Origin of the sequence: Bradyrhizobium genosp. SA-3 (assembly GCF_004212635.1) — a bacterium.
Taxonomy (GTDB): domain Bacteria; phylum Pseudomonadota; class Alphaproteobacteria; order Rhizobiales; family Xanthobacteraceae; genus Bradyrhizobium.
This window is the reverse complement of the sequence record NZ_PSRT01000077.1, coordinates 23,328-41,696: the sequence shown is the minus strand read 5'-3', so window position 1 is coordinate 41,696 and position 18,369 is coordinate 23,328. Positions and strand designations below refer to the sequence as shown.

Sequence of the window (18,369 nt, the reverse complement as noted above, 5' to 3'; positions counted from 1 at the left end):
GCGCGCACCGGCGCGGCACCACCGACCGAGATGTAGGTTGCCGCCGTCACCGCAAGGCCCGCCGCCGCCAGTCCCAGCACGAGCCGGTCGGTGTCCTCGCCCATGGCGAGGTGCTTGCCTTCCCGGACGACGTCCCTGATGTCGCCGATCACGAAGAGATCGCCGGCCACCGTTCCCGACAGGCTCGCGACGTCGTCGGCATTGCCGGTGACGAGTCCGGTGGCAAATCGTTTGGCGAAATGGGAGGTGGAATTCTCGGCTTTGACGGCATCGTTGACGCGGCTCAGGAGGTCGTCCGGCAGCGCGATGTTGCGATCACGCGCAAGCGCGACGAAACTGTCGGCGAGATCGGCGTCGCCCGCGGCGAGCGCAGCCTCGATGTTGTCCTGAACCAGGCGCTCGTTCTGCCGCAGCAGCGCATCGAGCTTGAGCTCGGAGAGCACGGCGGGGTCGTCCTGGGCGGCGAGGATCGCGCCGGCCTCGCGGGCGTGCGGTGCTACTTGCGCGAGCATGAAGCTGCATGCCGCGACACCGGTCAACGCTGTGCTGATTCGCAGCCATTTCATGCGGAAAGCCTGGACGGTCCTAAAATCGCTGACGCCTGACGATTCGTCTTTCGTCGCAATTATGCTCGTCGACAGACATAGTATGCCAAAATTGCGACACAACGTCCCCGACGAAAGAAGGGCTTCTCTCAGGCCTCAAGATTGTGTCGAATTTGCATGAGCAAATGAGCATGGGGCAATTGCGAACCTTTCGGTTCCGCTGGACTAGCAATCATCTGCACCCACCAGTATGGTCCGCGGCGCCTTAAAGATGCCGCGTCAGTTGTTGATTGTAGCTGCCGCCATTGCCACTCCAGGATGAACTACGATGTCCGACCATGTCGTCCCGCACTTCCATAACGATGCCGGTGTTCCCGTCATCGAGATCGGCTCGCAAGAGTTCATGTGCGTGGGCGCCAACCCTCCGTTCGATCATCCGCACGTCTTCCTCGACCTCGGCAACGACAACGAGATCATCTGCCCCTATTGCTCGACCCTGTACCGTTTCGCGGCCGACCTGAAGGCGGGCGAAGCCCGTCCGCCGGAATGCGTGCTGAAGGACAAGGTGGCCTGACCGGTCTCATCGGTCAGGGGTGGCGCTCTCCCGAACGATTGTCATCGCCGGTGCCGGCATCGGTGGACTGACGGCCGCGCTTGCGCTCGCGGCCCGCGGCTTCCGCATCGTCGTGCTGGAAAAGGCCGAGCGCCTCGAGGAAGTCGGCGCGGGCCTGCAACTCTCCCCCAATGCCAGCCGCGTGCTGGTCGAGCTCGGCCTCACCGAACGCCTCAAGCTGCGCGCCGTGACCCCGGAAGCAGTCTCGATCATGAGCGCCCGGGCCGGCGGCGAGCTGCTGCGCATGCCGCTCGGCGAGGCAGCTTCCGCGCGCGCCGGCGCCCCCTATTGGGTGGTGCACCGCGCCGATCTGCAATCGGCGCTGGCGGGCGCGGTGTCCGACCATCCCGACATCGACCTGAAGCTGGGCGCGACCTTCGAGGACGTCGCGCCTCACGCCAAGGGGCTGACGGTGGTCCATCGCAGCGGCACGATCCGCCGCAGCGATCTCGCCAGCGCATTGATCGGCGCCGACGGCATCTGGTCGACGGTCCGCCAGCACCTGTTTCCCGAAGTGCAGCCGCGCTTTTCCGGCCTGATCGCCTGGCGCGGCACGCTCGATGCGACACAACTGCCGAAGGACTACACCGCGCGCCGGGTGCAGCTCTGGATGGGCCCGAACGCCCATCTCGTGGCCTATCCGATCGCTGGCGGACGCCAGATCAACGTGGTCGCGGTGCTGCCGGGCACCTGGAACAGGCCGGGCTGGAGCACGCCCGGCGATCCTCTCGAGGTGATGGAGGCTTTCGCCGCCCCGCGCTGGCCGCCGGCGGCGCGGATGATGCTCGCCCCGGTCGACGCCTGGCGGAAATGGGCGCTGTTCGGGGTGCCTGACGGCTGCCCCTGGAGCAAGGGCCCGATCGGGCTGCTCGGCGATGCCGTGCATGCGATGCTGCCGTTCGCAGCCCAAGGCGCCGGCATGGCGATCGAGGATGCCGCCGTGCTCGCCCGGCATTTGAGCGTCGAGGCGGCCGAGAGCACCGCGGGCATCACGGCTGCGCTGACGCAATATGGCCGCGCGCGCCAGGCACGCGTGCGCCGGGTGCAGCGGACCGCGCGGCAGCAGGGCCGCATCTATCATTTCAGCGGGCCGCTCGCGATCGCGCGCGATCTTGCGATCCGCGCGCTGGGCCCGGACCGCATGCTGGCGCGGCAGGATTGGATCTACAACTGGCGGCCCTGATGCGAGGCACCGTCAGTGCCTCAGCGGATCGCTTTTCCGGATTTCGAGGCCGGCTTGGCAGCGGCCGCGGATGACGGCGGCGCGGCGGGCGGTGTCGGCTCGGGCGGTGTCTCCCGGCACCTGTTGCGGCGCCAGGCCTCATCGGCAAGTTGCGCCTGGCCGCGCACCGCGATGTAGTCGTTGCGATAGGCAAGCTCGGACACCACCGCGCCACCAGCGCCGGTCTGGGCCTTGTCCATCAGCTTCTGTAAATCGGCAGTGCGGCTCGCGAGCGCCTTGCGCTCGGTCTCGAGCTGCTTGCAGTCGTACAATTCGTATTTGCTGGGATCGGCGAAGGCCGGTGCGACTGTCTCGCTCATGCCGGCGCAGCCGGACAGCGCGGCGCCGGCCGCGAGCAGCACGAGAAGCCCGCCGCAGGAGCGCAGGGAAGAGGAAAACGAAGCAGCCATGCCGGATGAATAGTCCCCGTGGATTGAGAATGCCTAAAGCAACAACAGATGTCCGGATTGAGGCTTTGCCTCGTGCACCCCGCTCGCTTGAGGCAGGACCACCTGTAGAGCCAACAAAGCAGCAATGCCAGCGGGCCGCGGACGTGACCGAATCCGAGCTGGAGTCCCTGAGGTAAGCAGCTCAAATCGTGCGCGGAATCGGCTGTATTCTCTTTGCCCGTCGGGCAAATGCGCCGTATAGATGGGCCGATGCGGGCGTGGCGGAATTGGTAGACGCATCGGACTTAAGCCATTGAGTGCCCTGGAGGAAACTTCAGGAGCAGAACTGCTCAAAGTCGGGGAAACCTTCACTGGCAATCCCGAGCCAAGCCCCCGCCAGGGGAAGGTGTAGAGACTAGACGGGCAGCACCTACAGCGGACAAGCGCCAGGGTGAAGGGATAGTCCAGACCACGAACGCCGAAAGGGCGGCGGCGAAAGCCGAAGTGGTATGAAAATCCGTGGGGCCGCAAGGCCTGTGCCGGTTCGAGTCCGGCCGCCCGCACCAGGTGAGAACATCGTGCGAAGCGTCCGTGACATCTCACACGGACGAATGGCTAAAGAGCCATTTGCTGCAAGTCACCGGGTGAAACGGTTCGCCAACGCATTCAGCGTCCGAAAATCATAACACTGACCTTGGCAAAGCAGGGCTGCGGCCGCTGGCGAAGAATCAACAACCTGCTGAAACTTCAGAGCGAGGTTGCATTTCTACGCGGCGGCAATTAACGCCGCATAAAATTGAAGGCAGCAACCAGATGGATTTCGGCTTGGCCAACACCCGCTTATGCGCGCCTTCAACCATATTTCCAATGCAGCACTACGACGATTGCGGGCTCAGATCTCCGTCGGGCTCGACCATCGCGAATGGGTCGACGGTGGAGATCTGCGAGATGGAACTCTCCCGATCCTGCTCGGGCGCAAGAAGTGCGCCGATGCGTTTGATGGCCCAGATCGATGCGATGGCGACGACCACCCCGGCGAACACGTCGACAAAATAGTGTCCCCCTCCGATCGGGGTCGCGGCCAGCATGACCCCGTTCCATAGCACGCCGATGCCCCGGACCCAGCGGATCGGCCAGAGCACCCACATGTACAAGACTGCCGAGACCGCGTGAAAGCTTGGAAAGGTCAGAAGCGGCCCCAGTTGAAACGCATCGAGCAGCCTCACTGTGCCGTCGCGCACCAGGGGGGCTCGCGCAGCGTCGCGTTGTAGACGGAGGGTTCGAAATTGGGATGGTCCGCTGAGTGTAGTCCTGCGGTTTCATAGACGCCGGTCGCTGGGAACAGCGTGGAGATGAGGGTCGTGATAGCCAACGTCAGGCCGAATCCGAGCGAGAACTCCGCAGCGCGCCTGTAGTGACCGAGCAGTGGAACGACAACCACGATCAGAACCAGTTGCCATCGAATGGAGTCGTAGGTCACTGCAAGAGCATCGATCAGACCGGGCCGATTGACCAACGCCAGATAAGCGCGAAAATCCAGGCCTAGGGTCCGATCTATGGCCAGCAGATTCGTGTCCTGCATTGGAAAGTTGGCTGTCGCCGCGAGATAGCCGATCGACACCAGAAGAAGAATCTGAAGAACGATTTGAGCAATGAAGAACAGGAGCGTGTAGACGCGGGGGCTTCGTCTGAGTTTTGATTTCAGATTTAGATAACCGACCGCTCCGTACACGCCGGCAATTCCGAAATAGAGCAGATAGCTGCTTACCCGCAATTGAAAACCGGCTAGAGGCATCCCAACGACGAAGACGGCCAGCGCGGCTGCGATGAGAACCCAGTTGAGCTGGAAAAGGTTAAGGCAAACCGCGAGTTCCGCGCTTGCCCCTGGGGTTGATAGAGTACCTGTCGAACGAGGAAGACCGCCGACCGAGCATGCCTGAACCGCCATTTGTCATTCCCAGCAATTCCGGAGACATGTATGGCAATACAACCTTTAATAGTCTGACAACGAGCGCGTGTAGATTTAATCAGGACAACCTTAGCCGGATGGGCATGATCCTTTGCGCCCTGGCAAAGCTCCATCCTCGCCCCCGCTTGGACGACTAATTGCGGTTATGGCGGTGTTCGGAACGCGACCAAGCATCCACGAGATCGTTAACACCGACGCGGATACTGCGGTGTTGATCTCGCGCACTGAACTTTGTTAGGCGCCGCTATCTGCTCAACCACACCGGCATTGGTCGAGATCGATGACCGACCTTCGGGCCCGATCCAGTTCCTGCCATGCCTTCATGAATGTGAGATCGAGGTCCGATCTCCGGGATTCGCGCAGAAGCGATTCAGCGCGATCATGAGCCCCTTCAACGTGAATCCACTGTTCGCGCCTCAAGGCGCTTCGGCTCGGCGCGAAAATCGAGCAGTAGGATCCAGAAGCACATCAGCGCGACCGTGAGGAGAATGAAGCTGCCCTCGAATGCTGCTCCCAGAAGCGAGATCAGTGCGGGAATGAGCAGGCCGACCGAGAGGCATGCGGCGAGCGCCATGGCCGGAAGATCGACGATGAGGATGGCGGCATAGAGCGCGAGCTCGAAGAAGGCATATTCCTTGAGGCGCGGCGAGCTGAGATAGAGCGCGAACATGGCAAGCACCGTGACGCGCGTGGCCGTGCGAGGATGATCCATCAGCCAGCGATCCAGCTGCATCAGAAGCGATCCCTCTTCCCGCGCCGGCTGGCTCGCGGCCACGCGCAGGACGGACAGGGCGAACGGCACCAGCACCAGCGCGAGGGCTGCGAGCGCGTAGGTCGCGAACATCGCTGACTTGCTGTCACCGAGGCCGGCGTGGAACATGAGGTCTCGCGCCAGCAGCAGCAGCGACGGATTGATCTCCACGAGATCGACGGCATGCTGGTTCGGGATCTGACCCGCAATCGCAAGCAGCCAGCTCGCGAACAGATCGGGATACAGCAGCCTCGACATCAGGACCGGCAATGCGAAGCCGAACGCCGCCATCGCGATCAGCGCCAGCTTGCGACTGCGCGGCAGCGGCAGGAAATAGAGCGCCGCCAGCACGGGACAGAACACCAGCTTGAACGAGGTCACGAGGCCGAGCAGTGCAGCGCCGGCAAGGCGCAAGGGAAAGCTCGAATCTTCTCCGGACGGAGGCAGGCGAAGCAGGAGCGACAGCGTGATCGCGGTCAGCACGCCGCTCAGAATCGCGAAATTCCCCGACGCCTGCACCCATTCGAAACCGACGAACGCGCCGAGCGCGCACAGCACCTTGAGCGCAGCATCGCGCGCGCTCGTGCCCGTTCGGCCGAGCCCGGGCAAGAGCAGGCCGCAGAGCACGGCGAGGACGAGAAAGATGCTTCTGTAATGATCGACCAGAAAGCCGCCCGCGCACAGGGGGCGGAAGACATCCAGCGTCACCGGCAGATAGGGATAAGAGAGCTTGGTGCCCTTCAGGTTCTTGACGAAGTAGGGATCGAGCCCGTCGGCATGCGCATCGACCGCCGCGCAATTGACCCGGACGTCCCAGCCATATTTCACATCGAGCCTGGCGTCGTTGGCGAGATTGCCGAGCACCAGCAGCGCAGTCAGCGCGATCAGGCAGGCAAGCCAGACGTTCCGCCTCGCAGCCGTGTCGGCTGTGGGCTCCAACCATCGTGCTGCACCGGACATCTCGGACACAGGCGGATACCTTGTTTGGCTTGTTTCTCTGGGCGCCGCTGCGGCGCCTCCTCATCTCGGCCGCACTGTGGGCAGAATGCGTTTCGGTTTCATCCTGCCGGACGGGCGGGCCGCGCCGGACGCCGATCTTTAGGAAGGGATGGTGAATCACTGGTTTCCGGCCAGTGGAGATTGCGCGATCTGGGGGAATCCACGGAAGGCGGCTCCTCACCAATTCTTGTCCGCTCCGGCCCTGCCTGACAGCCATCCCGAAACGGGGGTTGTGCAACGCAGCATCGGAATGGATAACGCCCTCAGTTTCAGAGGTGAGCTTCCTTGTCCGACGTTAATGCCGACGATTGGGTGTCCTCCGGACACCGTCCCATGGGTTTTCCCGAATTCGTCATCGTGATCGCGTCCATCATGGCGCTGAATCCGCTTGCGATGGACATGATGCTGCCGGCCCTGCCCAACATCGGCACCGCCTTCAAGATTCCCGTCGCCAACCATCTTCAACTGGTGCTGTCGACCTTTCTGGTCGGCTTCGGCGCCGGCCAGTTCGTCATGGGCCCGTTGTCGGACCGCTTCGGCCGCCGCCCGGTGCTGCTCAGCGGCATGGCGGTCTATGCGGTGGCGAGCGTGCTGGCGGTCGCGGCGCCCTCGTTCGAGACGCTGCTGCTGGCGCGCGCGCTGCAAGGGCTCGGCACTTCGGCGACGCGCGTGATCGCGACCTCGATCGTGCGCGACTGCTATGTCGGCCGCCGCATGGCGAGCGTGATGTCGCTCGCGATGATGGTGTTCATCGCGGTGCCCGTGATTGCCCCCTCGTTCGGACAGGCGGTGCTGCTGGTGACGGCATGGCGCGGCATCTTCGTGGTGCTGATGCTGTACGGCCTGCTCGCGCTCGCATGGTGCGTGCTGCGGCTGCCTGAAACCCTTCCCGAGTCCGAGCGCAGGTCGCTGGCACCCGCCGACGTGCTCTCGGCCTTCCGGCAGACCGTGACCCATCGCCAGACCATCGGCTACGCCACGGCCGCCGGCAGCGTCATCGGCGCGTTGTTTGCCTACGTCTTTTGCGCCCAGCAGGTCTTCACCGGCATCTATCACCTCGGCCATTACTTCCCGCTCGCCTTCGCGGCGATCGCGGCCGGCACCGCCGTCGCCGGCTTCCTCAACGCGAGGCTGGTCGGCCGGCTCGGCATGCGCGTGATCTCGCACGGGGCACTGACGCTGTACACAGCAGTGGCCGGCGTGATGCTGCTGACCGAAAGCCTCGGCGTGCTGCCGCTATCCTTGTTCATGGTGCTCTCCGCCCTGATGATGTTCTCGTTCGGCATGATGGTCGCCAACTTCACCGCGCTCGCGATGGAGCCGCAGGGCCACATCGCCGGCACCGCCTCCTCGCTCTACGGCTCGATCACGACATTGATCGGAATCGTGGTCGGCATGGCGATCGGCCAAAGCTTCGACGGCACGCTGCTGCCGTTCTCGGTCGGCTTCTTCCTGTCGACGCTCGCAGCGCTTGCGATCGTGCTGGTGGTGGAGAAGGGACGGTTGTTCAAGCCGCATCATCGCCCCATCGCGTGAGGAAGCTCGTTCGGACGTTCGGGTCGGCGCGCTCTGCTGAGCGCCTTCTATCGATCGCTGCTATACACTTTAACGTAGCGGTCGGCGCCACAAGAGCACCCTGACGCCTTCCTAGTAGAAGTCGTCGCTCGTGCAGACATCTCTGATCTTGAGGTTATGCGATGTCTTTATTTCAATTTTGCCGGAATGAATCCTGTTGTCATAGAGATTCGATTAGGAATGAGGGTTGTTCCATCGCCTAACGACGTCGGCAGGTTGTTGATATATTAAAGGTTGTGCTGCCATATATTTCCCGGAAAATGCAGGAAATGGCGGCGCATGACCGTTCGTGCTTACGTGAGAAACAGTCCCGCCCAATCCGCCGGAGCGCAAACGAGTTCAGAAGCAAGCGTGGAAGCCTATGGTCTCTACCTGCTGAACTGGATCACTATTACAATTCTGGCGCTATTCGTCGGTGTATCCCTTGCCTTGTTGAAACTCTCGATGGCCCTTGAAGGCGAGTTGTTGGGCGGCATGGCGACGGTTGCAGGTCTCACGGCGGCGGGTCACGTCGTGTTGTCACGAGTACGCGCCGTGCGCATTGCGTACGTTCTTATTTCCATCGCCCAGTTGGGCCTTGTGTCCATGCTCGGGGCCGTCCTGACCTACGTCACAGCATCTGCAAATTTGCCATTGCAGGATGCCTTGCTCGACTCCTGGGACAAATTCTTCGGACTGGATTGGACTGCCTATTACCGGCTCATGACAGCCTGGCCTGCACTGCTGCCGTATGCATGCTTGTCCTATGGTGCAATCGGTTTGCCGCCGATCGCGGTTCCCATCGTTCTCGGACTGACGAACAACCACGTTCGATTGCAACAGTTCACGATGGCGACGTTGCTCACCCTTTGTGCCGTGTGCTTTGATTTCTGCGCTGGTACCGGCCATCGGCACCTATCAGCAGTACAATTTGCCAACCGAGTTCGCGACCTTCAAGGCGAGCGGCTATCTCATCCAGCTCGATCGCCTGCCCGTGGTGAGAAGCAGCAGCCTACAGGTTCTGAACATCTCGCAGATCGGCGGCATCGTGACCTTTCCCAGCTTCCATGCTGCCGCGGCTCTGCTCGCGCTGTGGGCGTGGTGGGGCGTGTGGTGGATGCGTCCATGGGCTTTAATGATGTGCGTTGCCATGCTGGCAGCAACGCCCTTGTGGGGTGGACACTACTTTGTGGACATCTTCGCTGGTGTAGCCGTTGCAGCTCTTGCGATTGCCTTCGCGAAAGCAATTGAAGGTCAATCGTTGGTCATTCCCCGCGGAGCAAAAAGTACCTCGCTTGCATGCATGACTCCCTGATCGGGCAAAGCTTCGACGGCGCGCTGCTGCCGTTCTCGATCGGCTTCTTCCTGTCGACGCTCACAGCGCTTGCGATCGTGCTGGTGGTGGAAAAGCGACGGCTGTTCAAGCCGCATCATCGCCCCATCGCGTGAGGAACTTCCCGTCCCTCTCGATGTTGTACCGCAGCAATCGAGAGGCCACGTTAATGGAACTGGAACACCGCGAAAACCGCAAGGCGGAACGGCAGAAGCAGGAGCGTTCGCAGCCGGACACTGAGCAGACCACGTTGACGACGCCTTTGGCGAGCGAAGGGCTCGAGCAGGTACGCGACAGCCACTGCTGATCTGCTGATCACGAAATCTATTCGGTCGCCCGCCGGCTGGCGCTGAAATCGTCCGCAGCGCTCTCGGGTGCCGCCCCGCTTCCTCGCGGCGGCACCATCAGCACGACCACCTTCCGCGTCAGACCGGGCCGCCCCCACAGCGTGGCCTGCACCGTGAACTCGCGCCTGACGACGTGTCCGGCTTTCGAGGACGCCCATTCCATCCATCGGCCACAAGAGTCCTGGCCGCGGAAACAGAGCGCGGCCCAGCCGCGGTCCAGCGTCGCCTTGCGCGGCAATCCCCAAATGTGTTGATGCTCGAACGGCCGTGCACAATGCGGATGGTCGGGGCTATAGAACGCCGTCGCAAAGGCCAGCGAATCATCACCGCTCACGGCGCTGAGCGGCGTGCCGGTCAGCTCGCGCCATTCGCGCGTCAATTCGCCGGCCACCTGCGCGTAGAAATTCCGGCCTTCTTCGTAACCGTGATCATTGCGATAGACGGCATGGATCGGCGCTACGACCATGACCGCAACGAGCGCGACGCCGGCCACGATCACGGTGAGGTTGACGGTGTGGAAGCGCTCGATCGGATAGCGCGCGCCGCAGATCACGAGAACGGCGAACAGGAACAGCCCCTGCAATGCCCACAGCGACGGCAGATCAGTGCCCATCACCAGCGATGTCAGCACCGGCAGCGTGATCGTGCCCATGGCAACGTAGAACAGAAGCCGCAGGCCCGGGCTCATTGCAGCGAAGTCGGCCGGAAACTGCTTCAGCCGCATGCCCGCGATCAAGACCCATAGCACGGCCGACACGCTCATGGCCGCCGCCAGCCCGAGCAGGAAATTCCTGGCCTCGCCGAGCGAGCTTACGGCATTGCCGTTGGCATGGGCCAGCGCATAGGTGAAAGTCGACGCCCCCGTCGTCGCGAGCCAGACGACGTGCGGCGACAGCGCCGCGAGCCCGACCACCACCGAGATCCAGGGTGAAGCGGAGGTGAAATAGGCGCGCCGCGCCGGGTGCGCCAGCGCGGCAAACGCGAAGCTCGCGACGAGAAAGATCGAATAATATTTGCCGAGCAGTCCAGCTAGCGGCGACCCAGCCGGTCAATGGCGGATGCTTGGGATAACCCCAGGCGAAATGCCGACTCAGGGTCCACGCTTCGAGCGTATCGGGATGCAGGCCGCCGCCAGCGTACGCGATGACGAGATAAAGCGTCCAGATCGCGACAAAGCAGGCGATGAGAAGCGGCACGGCCCAGCCTGTCTCGACCGAATCCAGCCAGTGCAGGAAAGGCCGGCGCCATCGCGCCGGCGCACGATCGGACCGTTCGGCCATCGCCTGGAATGCAAAATCGAGCGGCACGGGAATCAAATGAAAGAAGGAAAAGCGATGCGCGAGGACGACACATCTATTTCAGGACAGAAACAAATAGCAATGATTGAAAACTGGAACGGTTAAAATCGCTCCCGCCTCTCAGCCAACGCAATGTCGACAAAAGGCAACGGCGCCGCTGATGACAGCGGCGCCGCGTGGTGGCGGAGACGGAAGGCGCGTGGTCTCGCCTTCCCCTACTCCGACTTGTCAATGTTCCAGAACAGCGGCGTCGCGGGGCCGTCGAGCACGCCGCTCAGCGATTTGCGCCAGCCGCTCGGCAGCAGATACTGCCCCAGCGGAATGTAGATCACCTGCTCATAGGCTTCCTTCTGGATGTCGGCGGCGATCTTCTTCTGCTCGTCGAGCGAGGACGCGCGGACGAAGGCGTCCTTGAGCTGCTCGATCTTGGCGTCTTCCGCCCAACCGAACCAGCCGCCCTTCTTGCCCTGGCCGCCGATCGAAAGATTGGCGATCGGGTTGGAGACGTCGGCCGCGACCCAGTTGGTGAAGAACATGTTCCAGCCGCCCTCCTTCGGCGGCTTCTGGCTGGCGCGGCGGCTCACCACCGTCTGCCAGTCGGTCGCTTGCAAATCGACCTTGAAGCCGGCCTCGCGCAGCAGCTGGGCCGCAACGATCGGCTGCGCCTTCAGCGTCGTGACATCGCCAGGGGCCATGATCACGACCGGGGTACCGTCATAGCCGGATTCGGCGAGCGCCTTCTTGGCTTCCGCCATACCATTGCCCTTCACCAGGGTTTCCCCGCCGACCTCGGTCGCGAGCGGCGTATCGCACACGAAGAAGGCGCCACAGATCTTCTGGTACTTCGCGTTTCCGACCAGCGCGTCGAGCACGTCCTTCTGGTTTATCGCCAGCAAGGCAGCGCGGCGCACTTTCACGTTATCGAACGGCGGATGAAGGAAGTTCATCCGGCCGAGCGTCTGAAAGCCGAACTTGTTCGAGACCTCGAGCGTGAGCTCCTTGTTCGCCTCCAGTATCGGCAGCATGTCGTAGGGGAGATTTTCCATGAAATCGATGTCGCCCGACTGCAGCGCGTTCACCGCGGTCTGGGAGTCCGGCATGGTGATCCATTCGACGCGGTCGACCTTCACCACCTTGCCGCCGGAGGTCCAGCTCGCCGGCTCCTTGCGCGGCACGTAATCGGTGTTCTTGACGTAGACCGCCTTCACGCCCGGCTGGAATTCCGACTGCACGAACTTGAAGGGACCCGAGCCGATCTGCTCCGGGATCTGCTTGTCTGCCGGCGTTTCGGCGAGGCGCTTCGGCATCATGAAGGCGACGCGCGAGGACGGCTTGCCGATCGAATCGAGCACGAGACCGTAGGGCTCCTTCAGCTTCAGCGTGATGGTCTTGGCGTCGGTCGCCTCGATGCTCGCGGTGAAGTCCATGAGCTTCTGGCCCATGCCGTCGACCGCGGCCCAACGCTTCAGCGAGGCGACGCAGTCCTCCGCCGTGACCGGCGCACCGTCATGCCACTTCAGACCGTCGCGCAGCGTGAAGGTGTAGGTGAGCTTGTCGTCGGAGATCTTCCAGTCCGCCATCTGCGGCTGGATCTTGAAGTTCGAATCGGTGGCCACCAGCGTGTCGTAGACCATGTAGCCATGGTCACGCGTGATGTAGGCCGTGGTGAAGATCGGATCGATGATGCGCAGATCCGAATGCATCACCGCCGTGATGGTCTTGCCGGCGGCAAACACCGGCGAGGCCATCGCCGTGGACAGCGCGACGACCGACAGCGCAAGTTTGGAGGCGAACGCGCGAGGCCCCCGGCGCATGAAGTTGAACATGGAAAGTTTCTCCTGACGTGAAACTGTTCAAAGGCAGATTATTGGTTGAGCATCCGGTTCGTTCTTTGGGCGAACTAACCTCATGCAATGCCTTTATCTTTTCGAGACTTGCAGACCGTGCCGAGCGCGTCAATCCGGTTTCGCTGCAAGCCCTCGCGGCGTGTGCACGGGCTCCACAAGGATCGGTTTGGCTCTACAACACTCTCAGCCTGTCCTGTCCCGCGCCGATGCAATGCGCGTTCCATCTTTCGAAGCTTGAGAGACATTGAGATGAATCCAGCCAATCTTCCCTTCGATCCCGAGGCGATGCTCCAGGGCCTGCGCGGCTGGGTGGAATGCGAGAGCCCGACCTGGGACGCAGGCGCCGTGAATCGCATGCTCGATTTCGCAGCGCGGGATATGGCGATCATGGGTGCGACGATCGAACGCATCGCCGGCCGCCAGGGCTTTGGCGACGTGATCCGCGCGCGCTTTCCCCATCCGAAGCAGGGCGAGCCCGGCATCCTGATCGCCGGGCACATGGATACCGTGCACCCGGTCGGCACCATCGAGAAGCTGAAATGGCGGCGTGAGGGCAATAAGTGCTACGGCCCCGGCATCTACGACATGAAGGGCGGCAATTATCTCTCGCTGGAAGCGATCCGGCAGCTGGCGCGCGCCGCCTTCACCACGCCGCTGCCGATCACCGTGCTGTTCACGCCGGACGAGGAAGTCGGCACGCCCTCGACCCGCGACATCATCGAGGCGGAGGCCGCGCGCAACAAATACGTGTTGGTGCCCGAGCCCGGCCGCGCCGACAACGGTGTCACCACCGGACGTTACGCCATCGCGCGTTTCAATCTCGAGGCGACGGGACGACCGAGCCACGCCGGTGCGACACTGTCGTCGGGACGCTCGGCGATCCGCGAGATGGCCCGGCAGATCCTCGCGATCGACGCGATGACGACGGAGGACTGCACCTTCTCGGTCGGCGTCGTGCATGGCGGACAATGGGTCAATTGCGTTGCCACGACCGCCACAGGCGAGGCGCTGTCGATGGCCAAGCGCCAGGCCGATCTCGATCGCGGCGTCGAGAGGATGCTGGCGCTGTCAGGCACAACCAATGATGTCACCTTCAAGGTCACCCGCGGCGTGACGCGTCCGGTATGGGAACCGGACGCCGGCACCATGGCGTTATATGAAAAGGCCCGCGGCATCGCCAAGTCGCTCGGCGCCGACCTGCCGCATGCGAGTGCCGGCGGCGGCTCCGACGGCAACTTCACCGGCGCAATGGGGATCCCGACTCTCGACGGCCTAGGCGTGCGTGGTGGCAACGGCCACACGCTCGAAGAGTATATCGAGGTCGAAAGCCTGGCCGAACGCGGCCGGCTGATGGCGGGGCTGCTGGCAACGCTGGAGTAATGCCGGGGACACCGCCGTCATGGCCGGGCTTGACCCGGCCATCCACGCCTTTGCGACCGAACACGAAGAAAGACGTGGATGCCCGGGTCAAGCCCGGGCATGACGACCATCCGAGGTTCCGGCCCGCATGGCACGGGAATTGCTGAAATGTTAGGCTGATGGCAGGCTTGCCAAAGACCCTGCCACGATTTGACTCTAATCTGACGGATCCAACTTGCTCGGATATCTCGTTCGCCGAATCTTCGCCGCCGTGCCCGTGATGGGCGTCGTCGCGCTGTTCGTCTTCCTGCTGCTCCGCCTCACCCCCGGCGATCCCGCCGCCATTCTCGCCGGCGACAACGCGACGCCGGAGCGGCTGGAGCGCATCCGCACCTCGCTCGGCCTCAACGAGCCCCTGATCGTGCAGTTCATCACCTGGGTGAACAAGCTGCTGCACGGCGACCTCGGGACCTCGCTGATCTCCAACCTGCCGGTGATGAAGATGATCGGCCAGCGCGTCGAGCCGTCGATCTCGATCGCGCTGTCGACGATCATCCTCGCCGTTATCGTCGCCGTGCCCTTGGGCGTGGTCGCGGCGTGGAAGCACGGGACCTGGATCGACCGCTTCGTGATGGGCCTGTCCGTGCTCGGCTTCTCCGTGCCGGTGTTCGTGGTCGGCTATGTCCTGATCGAGATCTTCGCGATCGATTTGCGCTGGGTGCCGGTGCAGGGCTTCAAGAGCATCTCGAATGGTTTCGGCCCGTTCTTCGAACGCATCATCCTGCCGACCTGCGCGCTCTCCTTCATCTACATCGCGCTGATCGCGCGCATGACGCGCGCAGCGATGCTCGACGTGCTCGGCGAAGATTACGTCCGCACCGCACGCGCCAAGGGCATCAACGAGGTCGCCGTGATGATGCGGCATGCGCTGCGCAACGCCGCGGTGCCCGTGATCACCGTCATCGGCACCGGATTTGCGCTTCTGATCTCCGGCGTGGTCGTCACCGAGAGCGTGTTCAACATTCCCGGCATCGGCCGCCTCACCGTGGACGCGGTGCTGGCGCGCGACTATCCGGTGATCCAGGCGATGATCCTGCTGACGTCGCTGATCTATGTCGTCGTCAATCTCCTGATCGACGTCGCCTATACGCTGCTCGATCCCCGGATCCGGTACTGAGGCAAGGGTAAGAACAAAAATGTCGGTCGATAGCCTTCCCCAGTCGTCCATTCCGATCACGTCGCCGCTGCGGCCGCGGTTCGGATTCCTCACCTCGACGCCGATCATCGCGACGGCCACGGTCTGCCTCGCGCTGGTCGTGGTGATCTCGATCGTGGCGCCGCTGATCGCGCCGCATGATCCGATCCAGCTCGCGCCGTCGCAGCGGCTCAAACCGTCGTCGGCGCAGTTCCTGCTCGGCACCGACGCCTACGGACGCGATCTGTTGTCGCGTGTCATCTATGGCGGCCGCATCTCGCTCCTGATCGGCATCGGTTCGGCGGTTCTCTCGGTCGCCATCGGGCTGGCGATCGGTCTCGTCTCCGGCTTCTTCAAGCTGGTCGATGCCGTGATGATGCGGATCATGGACGGCCTGATGGCGATGCCGAGCATCCTGCTCGCGATCGCCGTGGTGTCGCTCTCCGGTGCCAGCCTCTGGACCGTGCTGATCGCGATCACCATTCCGGAGATCCCGCGCGTGGCGCGCCTGGTCCGCTCGGTAGTGCTGTCCGCGCGCGAGGAGCCTTACGTCGAGGCGGCGATCTCGGTCGGCTCCAGCCTGCCGAAGATCATGTGGCGGCATCTGATGCCGAACACGATCGCGCCGCTGATCGTCCAGGGCACCTATGTCTGCGCCTCCGCGATCCTGACCGAGGCCATCCTCTCCTTCCTCGGCGCCGGCATCTCGCCGGAGACGCCGACCTGGGGCAACATCATGGCCGAGGGCCGCCAGTACTTCCAGCTCAAGCCGTCGCTGATCTTCTGGCCGGGCCTGCTGCTCTCGATCGCCATCCTCAGCATCAATCTGATCGGCGATGCCGCCCGCGACGCCCTCGATCCGCGCATGAAGCAGCGGGAGGGGAAGTAATTTGTCTCGCCGGCCCTGCCCCTTGTTCCGTCATTGCGAGCGAAGCGAAGCAATCCAGTCTGCATCCGCGGAAAGATTCCTGGATTGCTTCGTCGCTTCGCTCCTCGCAATGACGACGGAGTGACCTGATGACCAACACCATCCTCGACATCAACAACCTCATCGTCTCCGTCGGCAAGAAGCCGGGCGGGCCGAAGATCATCGACGGCATCTCGATCCAGGTGCGCGAGCGCGAGACGCTGTGCCTCGTCGGCGAAAGCGGCTCCGGCAAGTCGGTGACGTCCCTCACCACGATGGGCCTCTTGCCCAAGGGCACGCTGGTGCCGACCGGCGGCAGCGTCAAGCTGGTCGGCGAGGAGCTGCTCACCGCAACTGACCGCCGCCTGCGCCAGCTCCGCGCCACGCAAATGGCGATGATTTTCCAGGAGCCGATGACCGCGCTCAATCCGGTCGTGCCGGTCGGCCGCCAGATCGACGAAGTGCTGCGCGCCCATACCAATCTCGACGCCAAGGCGCGCAAGAAGCGCATCCTCGACATGATGGAGCAGGTGCGCCTGCCGCAGGTCGAGCGCATCTTCGCCTCCTACCCCCACCGCCTCTCCGGCGGCCAGCGCCAGCGCATCATGATCGCAATGGCCCTGGTGCTCGAACCAAAACTCCTGATCGCGGACGAGCCGACCACCGCGCTCGACGTCACCACGCAGAAGCAGATTTTGACCCTGATCCGCGACCTCCAGCGCGATCACGGCACCGCCGTGCTGTTCATCACCCACGACATGGGCGTTGTCGCGGAGATCGCCGACCGCGTCGCAGTGATGCGGCAGGGCCGCCTGGTCGAGACCGGTCCGCTCGAGACCGTGCTGCGCAATCCGACCATGGAGTACACTCGCAACCTCTTGGCATCGGTACCGAGCCTGGTGCCGCGGTCGCCCCGCGAGGAGACCCGCGAGCCGGTGGTGCTGGAGGCCAACGACCTCAGCAAGGTCTACAAGGAGCGCGCCTTCTTCGGCAAAGGCCGTGAGGTCGTCGCTGCCGACAAGGTGACGCTGACGCTGCGCAAGGGCCGCACGCTCGGCATCGTCGGCGAGAGCGGCTCGGGCAAGTCGACGGTGGCGCGCTGCATCGTCCGCCTGATCGATCCGACCTCCGGCGGCGTGCGCCTCGCCGGCCGCGAGATCGCCGACATCTCGCGCCGCCTGCTCCAGCCGCACCGGCAGAAGATCCAGATCGTGTTCCAGGATCCCTACCGCTCGCTCAATCCGCGCGTCACCGTCGGCGAGAGCATCGCCGAAGGCCCGATCAATTACGGTGTCGCACACGCCATTGCCATGAAGCGGGCGCGCGAGCTGCTCGAGCTGGTCGGCCTGCCAGCCGATGCGGTGTCGCGCTATCCGCATCAGTTCTCCGGCGGGCAGCGCCAGCGCATCGCCATTGCCCGCGCGCTCGCGCTTGATCCGGATGTGCTGGTCGCGGACGAAGCGGTCTCCGCCCTCGACGTCTCCGTGCAGGCGCAGGTGCTGGAACTGCTGGACGAGATCCAGAAGCGGCTCGGCATCGCGATCCTGTTCATCACCCATGACCTTCGCGTCGCGGCGCAAATCTGCGACGAGGTCGTGGTGATGCAGCACGGCCGCGTCGTCGAACAGGGTCCCGCCGCCGAAGTGCTGACGCATCCGAAGGAGGCCTACACCAGGGCGCTGCTGGATGCGGCTCCGGGGCGCGACTGGGACTTTGCGAACTTCCGGCCGGTGTCGGAGGGTGTGGTGGCCACTCTGTAGCAACGCTCTCCGGTGTCGTCCCGGCGAAAGCCGGGACCCATACCGCGGATTCTATCGAGCGCGCGTGGTACTAGTCCCGAACGACGAGCCTTCGCCAAACACCTCCCTGGGGTTATGGGTCCCGGCTTTCGCCGGGACGACACCGAGAATTTGAAAGCGCCTTCTCAAACAATACGCATCCGCAGCATTCCCAAAACGATCTGACCCTATGCACGGCGCGATTGCTTCCCACCTTGCTCTCGCAGCAAAGCAGAGGCTAACGTCGCGCACTTTCAATGGGC

15 protein-coding genes and 3 pseudogenes are annotated in these 18,369 nt (G+C 63.3%); 11 read left to right on the top strand and 7 right to left on the bottom strand.

Features of this window, described 5'->3' with window-relative positions:
* Window positions 1–566: pseudogene (locus CWO91_RS25375) on the bottom strand (hypothetical protein); the annotation flags it as partial.
* Between the two features lie 307 nt (window positions 567–873).
* Between CWO91_RS25375 and CWO91_RS25370 the strand changes: the two are divergent.
* Both CWO91_RS25370 and CWO91_RS25365 read left to right on the top strand, forming a co-directional pair.
* Entirely contained in the window at window positions 874–1,119 is a 246-nt protein-coding gene (locus tag CWO91_RS25370) for a zinc-finger domain-containing protein (protein WP_007602543.1), read from the top strand.
* A 19-nt stretch (window positions 1,120–1,138) separates the two neighbouring features.
* Entirely contained in the window at window positions 1,139–2,341 is a 1,203-nt protein-coding gene (locus tag CWO91_RS25365; RefSeq protein WP_130217302.1) for an FAD-dependent monooxygenase, read from the top strand.
* Between the two features lie 20 nt (window positions 2,342–2,361).
* Here CWO91_RS25365 and CWO91_RS25360 read toward each other — a convergent pair whose 3' ends face one another.
* From CWO91_RS25360 to CWO91_RS25340, 4 genes are all read right to left on the bottom strand, one after another.
* The gene (locus CWO91_RS25360) at window positions 2,362–2,790 is read right to left on the bottom strand and encodes a twin-arginine translocation pathway signal (protein ID WP_130217300.1); all 429 of its coding nucleotides are present in this window, start codon (window positions 2,788–2,790) and stop codon (window positions 2,362–2,364) included.
* 854 nt (window positions 2,791–3,644) lie between these two features.
* Entirely contained in the window at window positions 3,645–3,995 is a 351-nt protein-coding gene (locus CWO91_RS45085; RefSeq protein WP_165405695.1) for a phosphatase PAP2 family protein, read from the bottom strand.
* Window positions 3,992–4,717: a phosphatase PAP2 family protein gene (locus CWO91_RS45080; protein ID WP_130217296.1), complete on the bottom strand. Its 726-nt coding sequence runs from the start codon at window positions 4,715–4,717 to the stop codon at window positions 3,992–3,994. Before CWO91_RS45080 ends, CWO91_RS45085 begins: the two co-directional genes overlap by 4 nt.
* A 412-nt stretch (window positions 4,718–5,129) precedes the next feature.
* Complete coding sequence (locus tag CWO91_RS25340) at window positions 5,130–6,428, bottom strand: hypothetical protein (RefSeq protein ID WP_245471360.1); 1,299 nt, start codon at window positions 6,426–6,428, stop codon at window positions 5,130–5,132.
* Between the two features lie 345 nt (window positions 6,429–6,773).
* Here CWO91_RS25340 and CWO91_RS25335 point away from each other — a divergent pair, with 345 nt between their 5' ends.
* The 4 genes and pseudogenes from CWO91_RS25335 (at window position 6,774) to CWO91_RS43225 (ending at window position 9,682) form a co-directional block, all read left to right on the top strand.
* Window positions 6,774–8,024 (top strand): multidrug effflux MFS transporter, encoded by a 1,251-nt coding sequence (locus CWO91_RS25335; RefSeq protein ID WP_130217292.1) that lies wholly within the window; start codon window positions 6,774–6,776, stop codon window positions 8,022–8,024.
* An 889-nt stretch (window positions 8,025–8,913) separates the two neighbouring features.
* The gene (locus CWO91_RS45510) at window positions 8,914–9,357 is read left to right on the top strand and encodes a phosphatase PAP2 family protein (protein WP_130217290.1); all 444 of its coding nucleotides are present in this window, start codon (window positions 8,914–8,916) and stop codon (window positions 9,355–9,357) included.
* Window positions 9,357–9,491, top strand: a pseudogene (locus CWO91_RS25325) (MFS transporter); the annotation flags it as partial. The gene CWO91_RS45510 and the pseudogene CWO91_RS25325, both read left to right, overlap by 1 nt.
* Window positions 9,492–9,544: 53 nt before the next feature.
* A complete protein-coding gene (locus CWO91_RS43225) occupies window positions 9,545–9,682 on the top strand; it encodes a hypothetical protein (protein WP_165405693.1) in 138 nt (45 codons plus the stop codon).
* A 17-nt stretch (window positions 9,683–9,699) separates the two neighbouring features.
* On the opposite strand, the pseudogene CWO91_RS25320 reads toward CWO91_RS43225, so the two are convergent.
* Window positions 9,700–10,945 (bottom strand): annotated as a pseudogene (locus CWO91_RS25320) (hypothetical protein).
* Here CWO91_RS25320 and CWO91_RS44480 point away from each other — a divergent pair.
* Window positions 10,841–11,125: a hypothetical protein gene (locus CWO91_RS44480; protein ID WP_245471361.1), complete on the top strand. Its 285-nt coding sequence runs from the start codon at window positions 10,841–10,843 to the stop codon at window positions 11,123–11,125. The pseudogene CWO91_RS25320 and the gene CWO91_RS44480 overlap by 105 nt on opposite strands.
* 110 nt (window positions 11,126–11,235) lie before the next feature.
* Here the strand turns inward: CWO91_RS44480 and CWO91_RS25315 are convergent, their stop codons facing one another.
* Entirely contained in the window at window positions 11,236–12,846 is a 1,611-nt protein-coding gene (locus tag CWO91_RS25315) for an ABC transporter substrate-binding protein (RefSeq protein ID WP_130217288.1), read from the bottom strand.
* A 270-nt stretch (window positions 12,847–13,116) separates the two neighbouring features.
* On the opposite strand from CWO91_RS25315, the gene CWO91_RS25310 reads away from it, so the two are divergent.
* The 4 genes from CWO91_RS25310 (at window position 13,117) to CWO91_RS25295 (ending at window position 18,088) form a co-directional block, all read left to right on the top strand.
* Window positions 13,117–14,247, top strand: a complete 1,131-nt coding sequence (locus tag CWO91_RS25310) for a M20/M25/M40 family metallo-hydrolase (RefSeq protein WP_130217286.1) — start codon at window positions 13,117–13,119, stop codon at window positions 14,245–14,247.
* A gap of 214 nt (window positions 14,248–14,461) precedes the next feature.
* On the top strand, window positions 14,462–15,403 hold the full coding sequence (locus CWO91_RS25305; RefSeq protein ID WP_165405692.1) for an ABC transporter permease: 942 nt from the start codon (window positions 14,462–14,464) through the stop codon (window positions 15,401–15,403).
* 19 nt (window positions 15,404–15,422) lie between these two features.
* On the top strand, window positions 15,423–16,310 hold the full coding sequence (locus CWO91_RS25300) for an ABC transporter permease (RefSeq protein WP_130217284.1): 888 nt from the start codon (window positions 15,423–15,425) through the stop codon (window positions 16,308–16,310).
* 128 nt (window positions 16,311–16,438) lie between these two features.
* Complete coding sequence (locus CWO91_RS25295) at window positions 16,439–18,088, top strand: ABC transporter ATP-binding protein (RefSeq protein ID WP_130217282.1); 1,650 nt, start codon at window positions 16,439–16,441, stop codon at window positions 18,086–18,088.
* Window positions 18,089–18,369: the final 281 nt, after the last annotated feature.

Bases quoted from the DNA above. Each gene is read 5' to 3' on its own strand.
- CWO91_RS44480 (WP_245471361.1), top strand. From the start codon at position 10,841: ATGCAGGCCGCCGCCAGCGTACGCGATGACGAGATAAAGCGTCCAGAT.
- CWO91_RS25315 (WP_130217288.1), bottom strand. From the start codon at position 12,846: ATGTTCAACTTCATGCGCCGGGGGCCTCGCGCGTTCGCCTCCAAACTT.
- CWO91_RS25370 (WP_007602543.1), top strand. From the start codon at position 874: ATGTCCGACCATGTCGTCCCGCACTTCCATAACGATGCCGGTGTTCCC.
- CWO91_RS43225 (WP_165405693.1), top strand. From the start codon at position 9,545: ATGGAACTGGAACACCGCGAAAACCGCAAGGCGGAACGGCAGAAGCAG.
- CWO91_RS25295 (WP_130217282.1), top strand. From the start codon at position 16,439: ATGACCAACACCATCCTCGACATCAACAACCTCATCGTCTCCGTCGGC.
- CWO91_RS25300 (WP_130217284.1), top strand. From the start codon at position 15,423: ATGTCGGTCGATAGCCTTCCCCAGTCGTCCATTCCGATCACGTCGCCG.
- CWO91_RS25360 (WP_130217300.1), bottom strand. From the start codon at position 2,790: ATGGCTGCTTCGTTTTCCTCTTCCCTGCGCTCCTGCGGCGGGCTTCTC.
- CWO91_RS25310 (WP_130217286.1), top strand. From the start codon at position 13,117: ATGAATCCAGCCAATCTTCCCTTCGATCCCGAGGCGATGCTCCAGGGC.
- CWO91_RS45080 (WP_130217296.1), bottom strand. From the start codon at position 4,717: ATGGCGGTTCAGGCATGCTCGGTCGGCGGTCTTCCTCGTTCGACAGGT.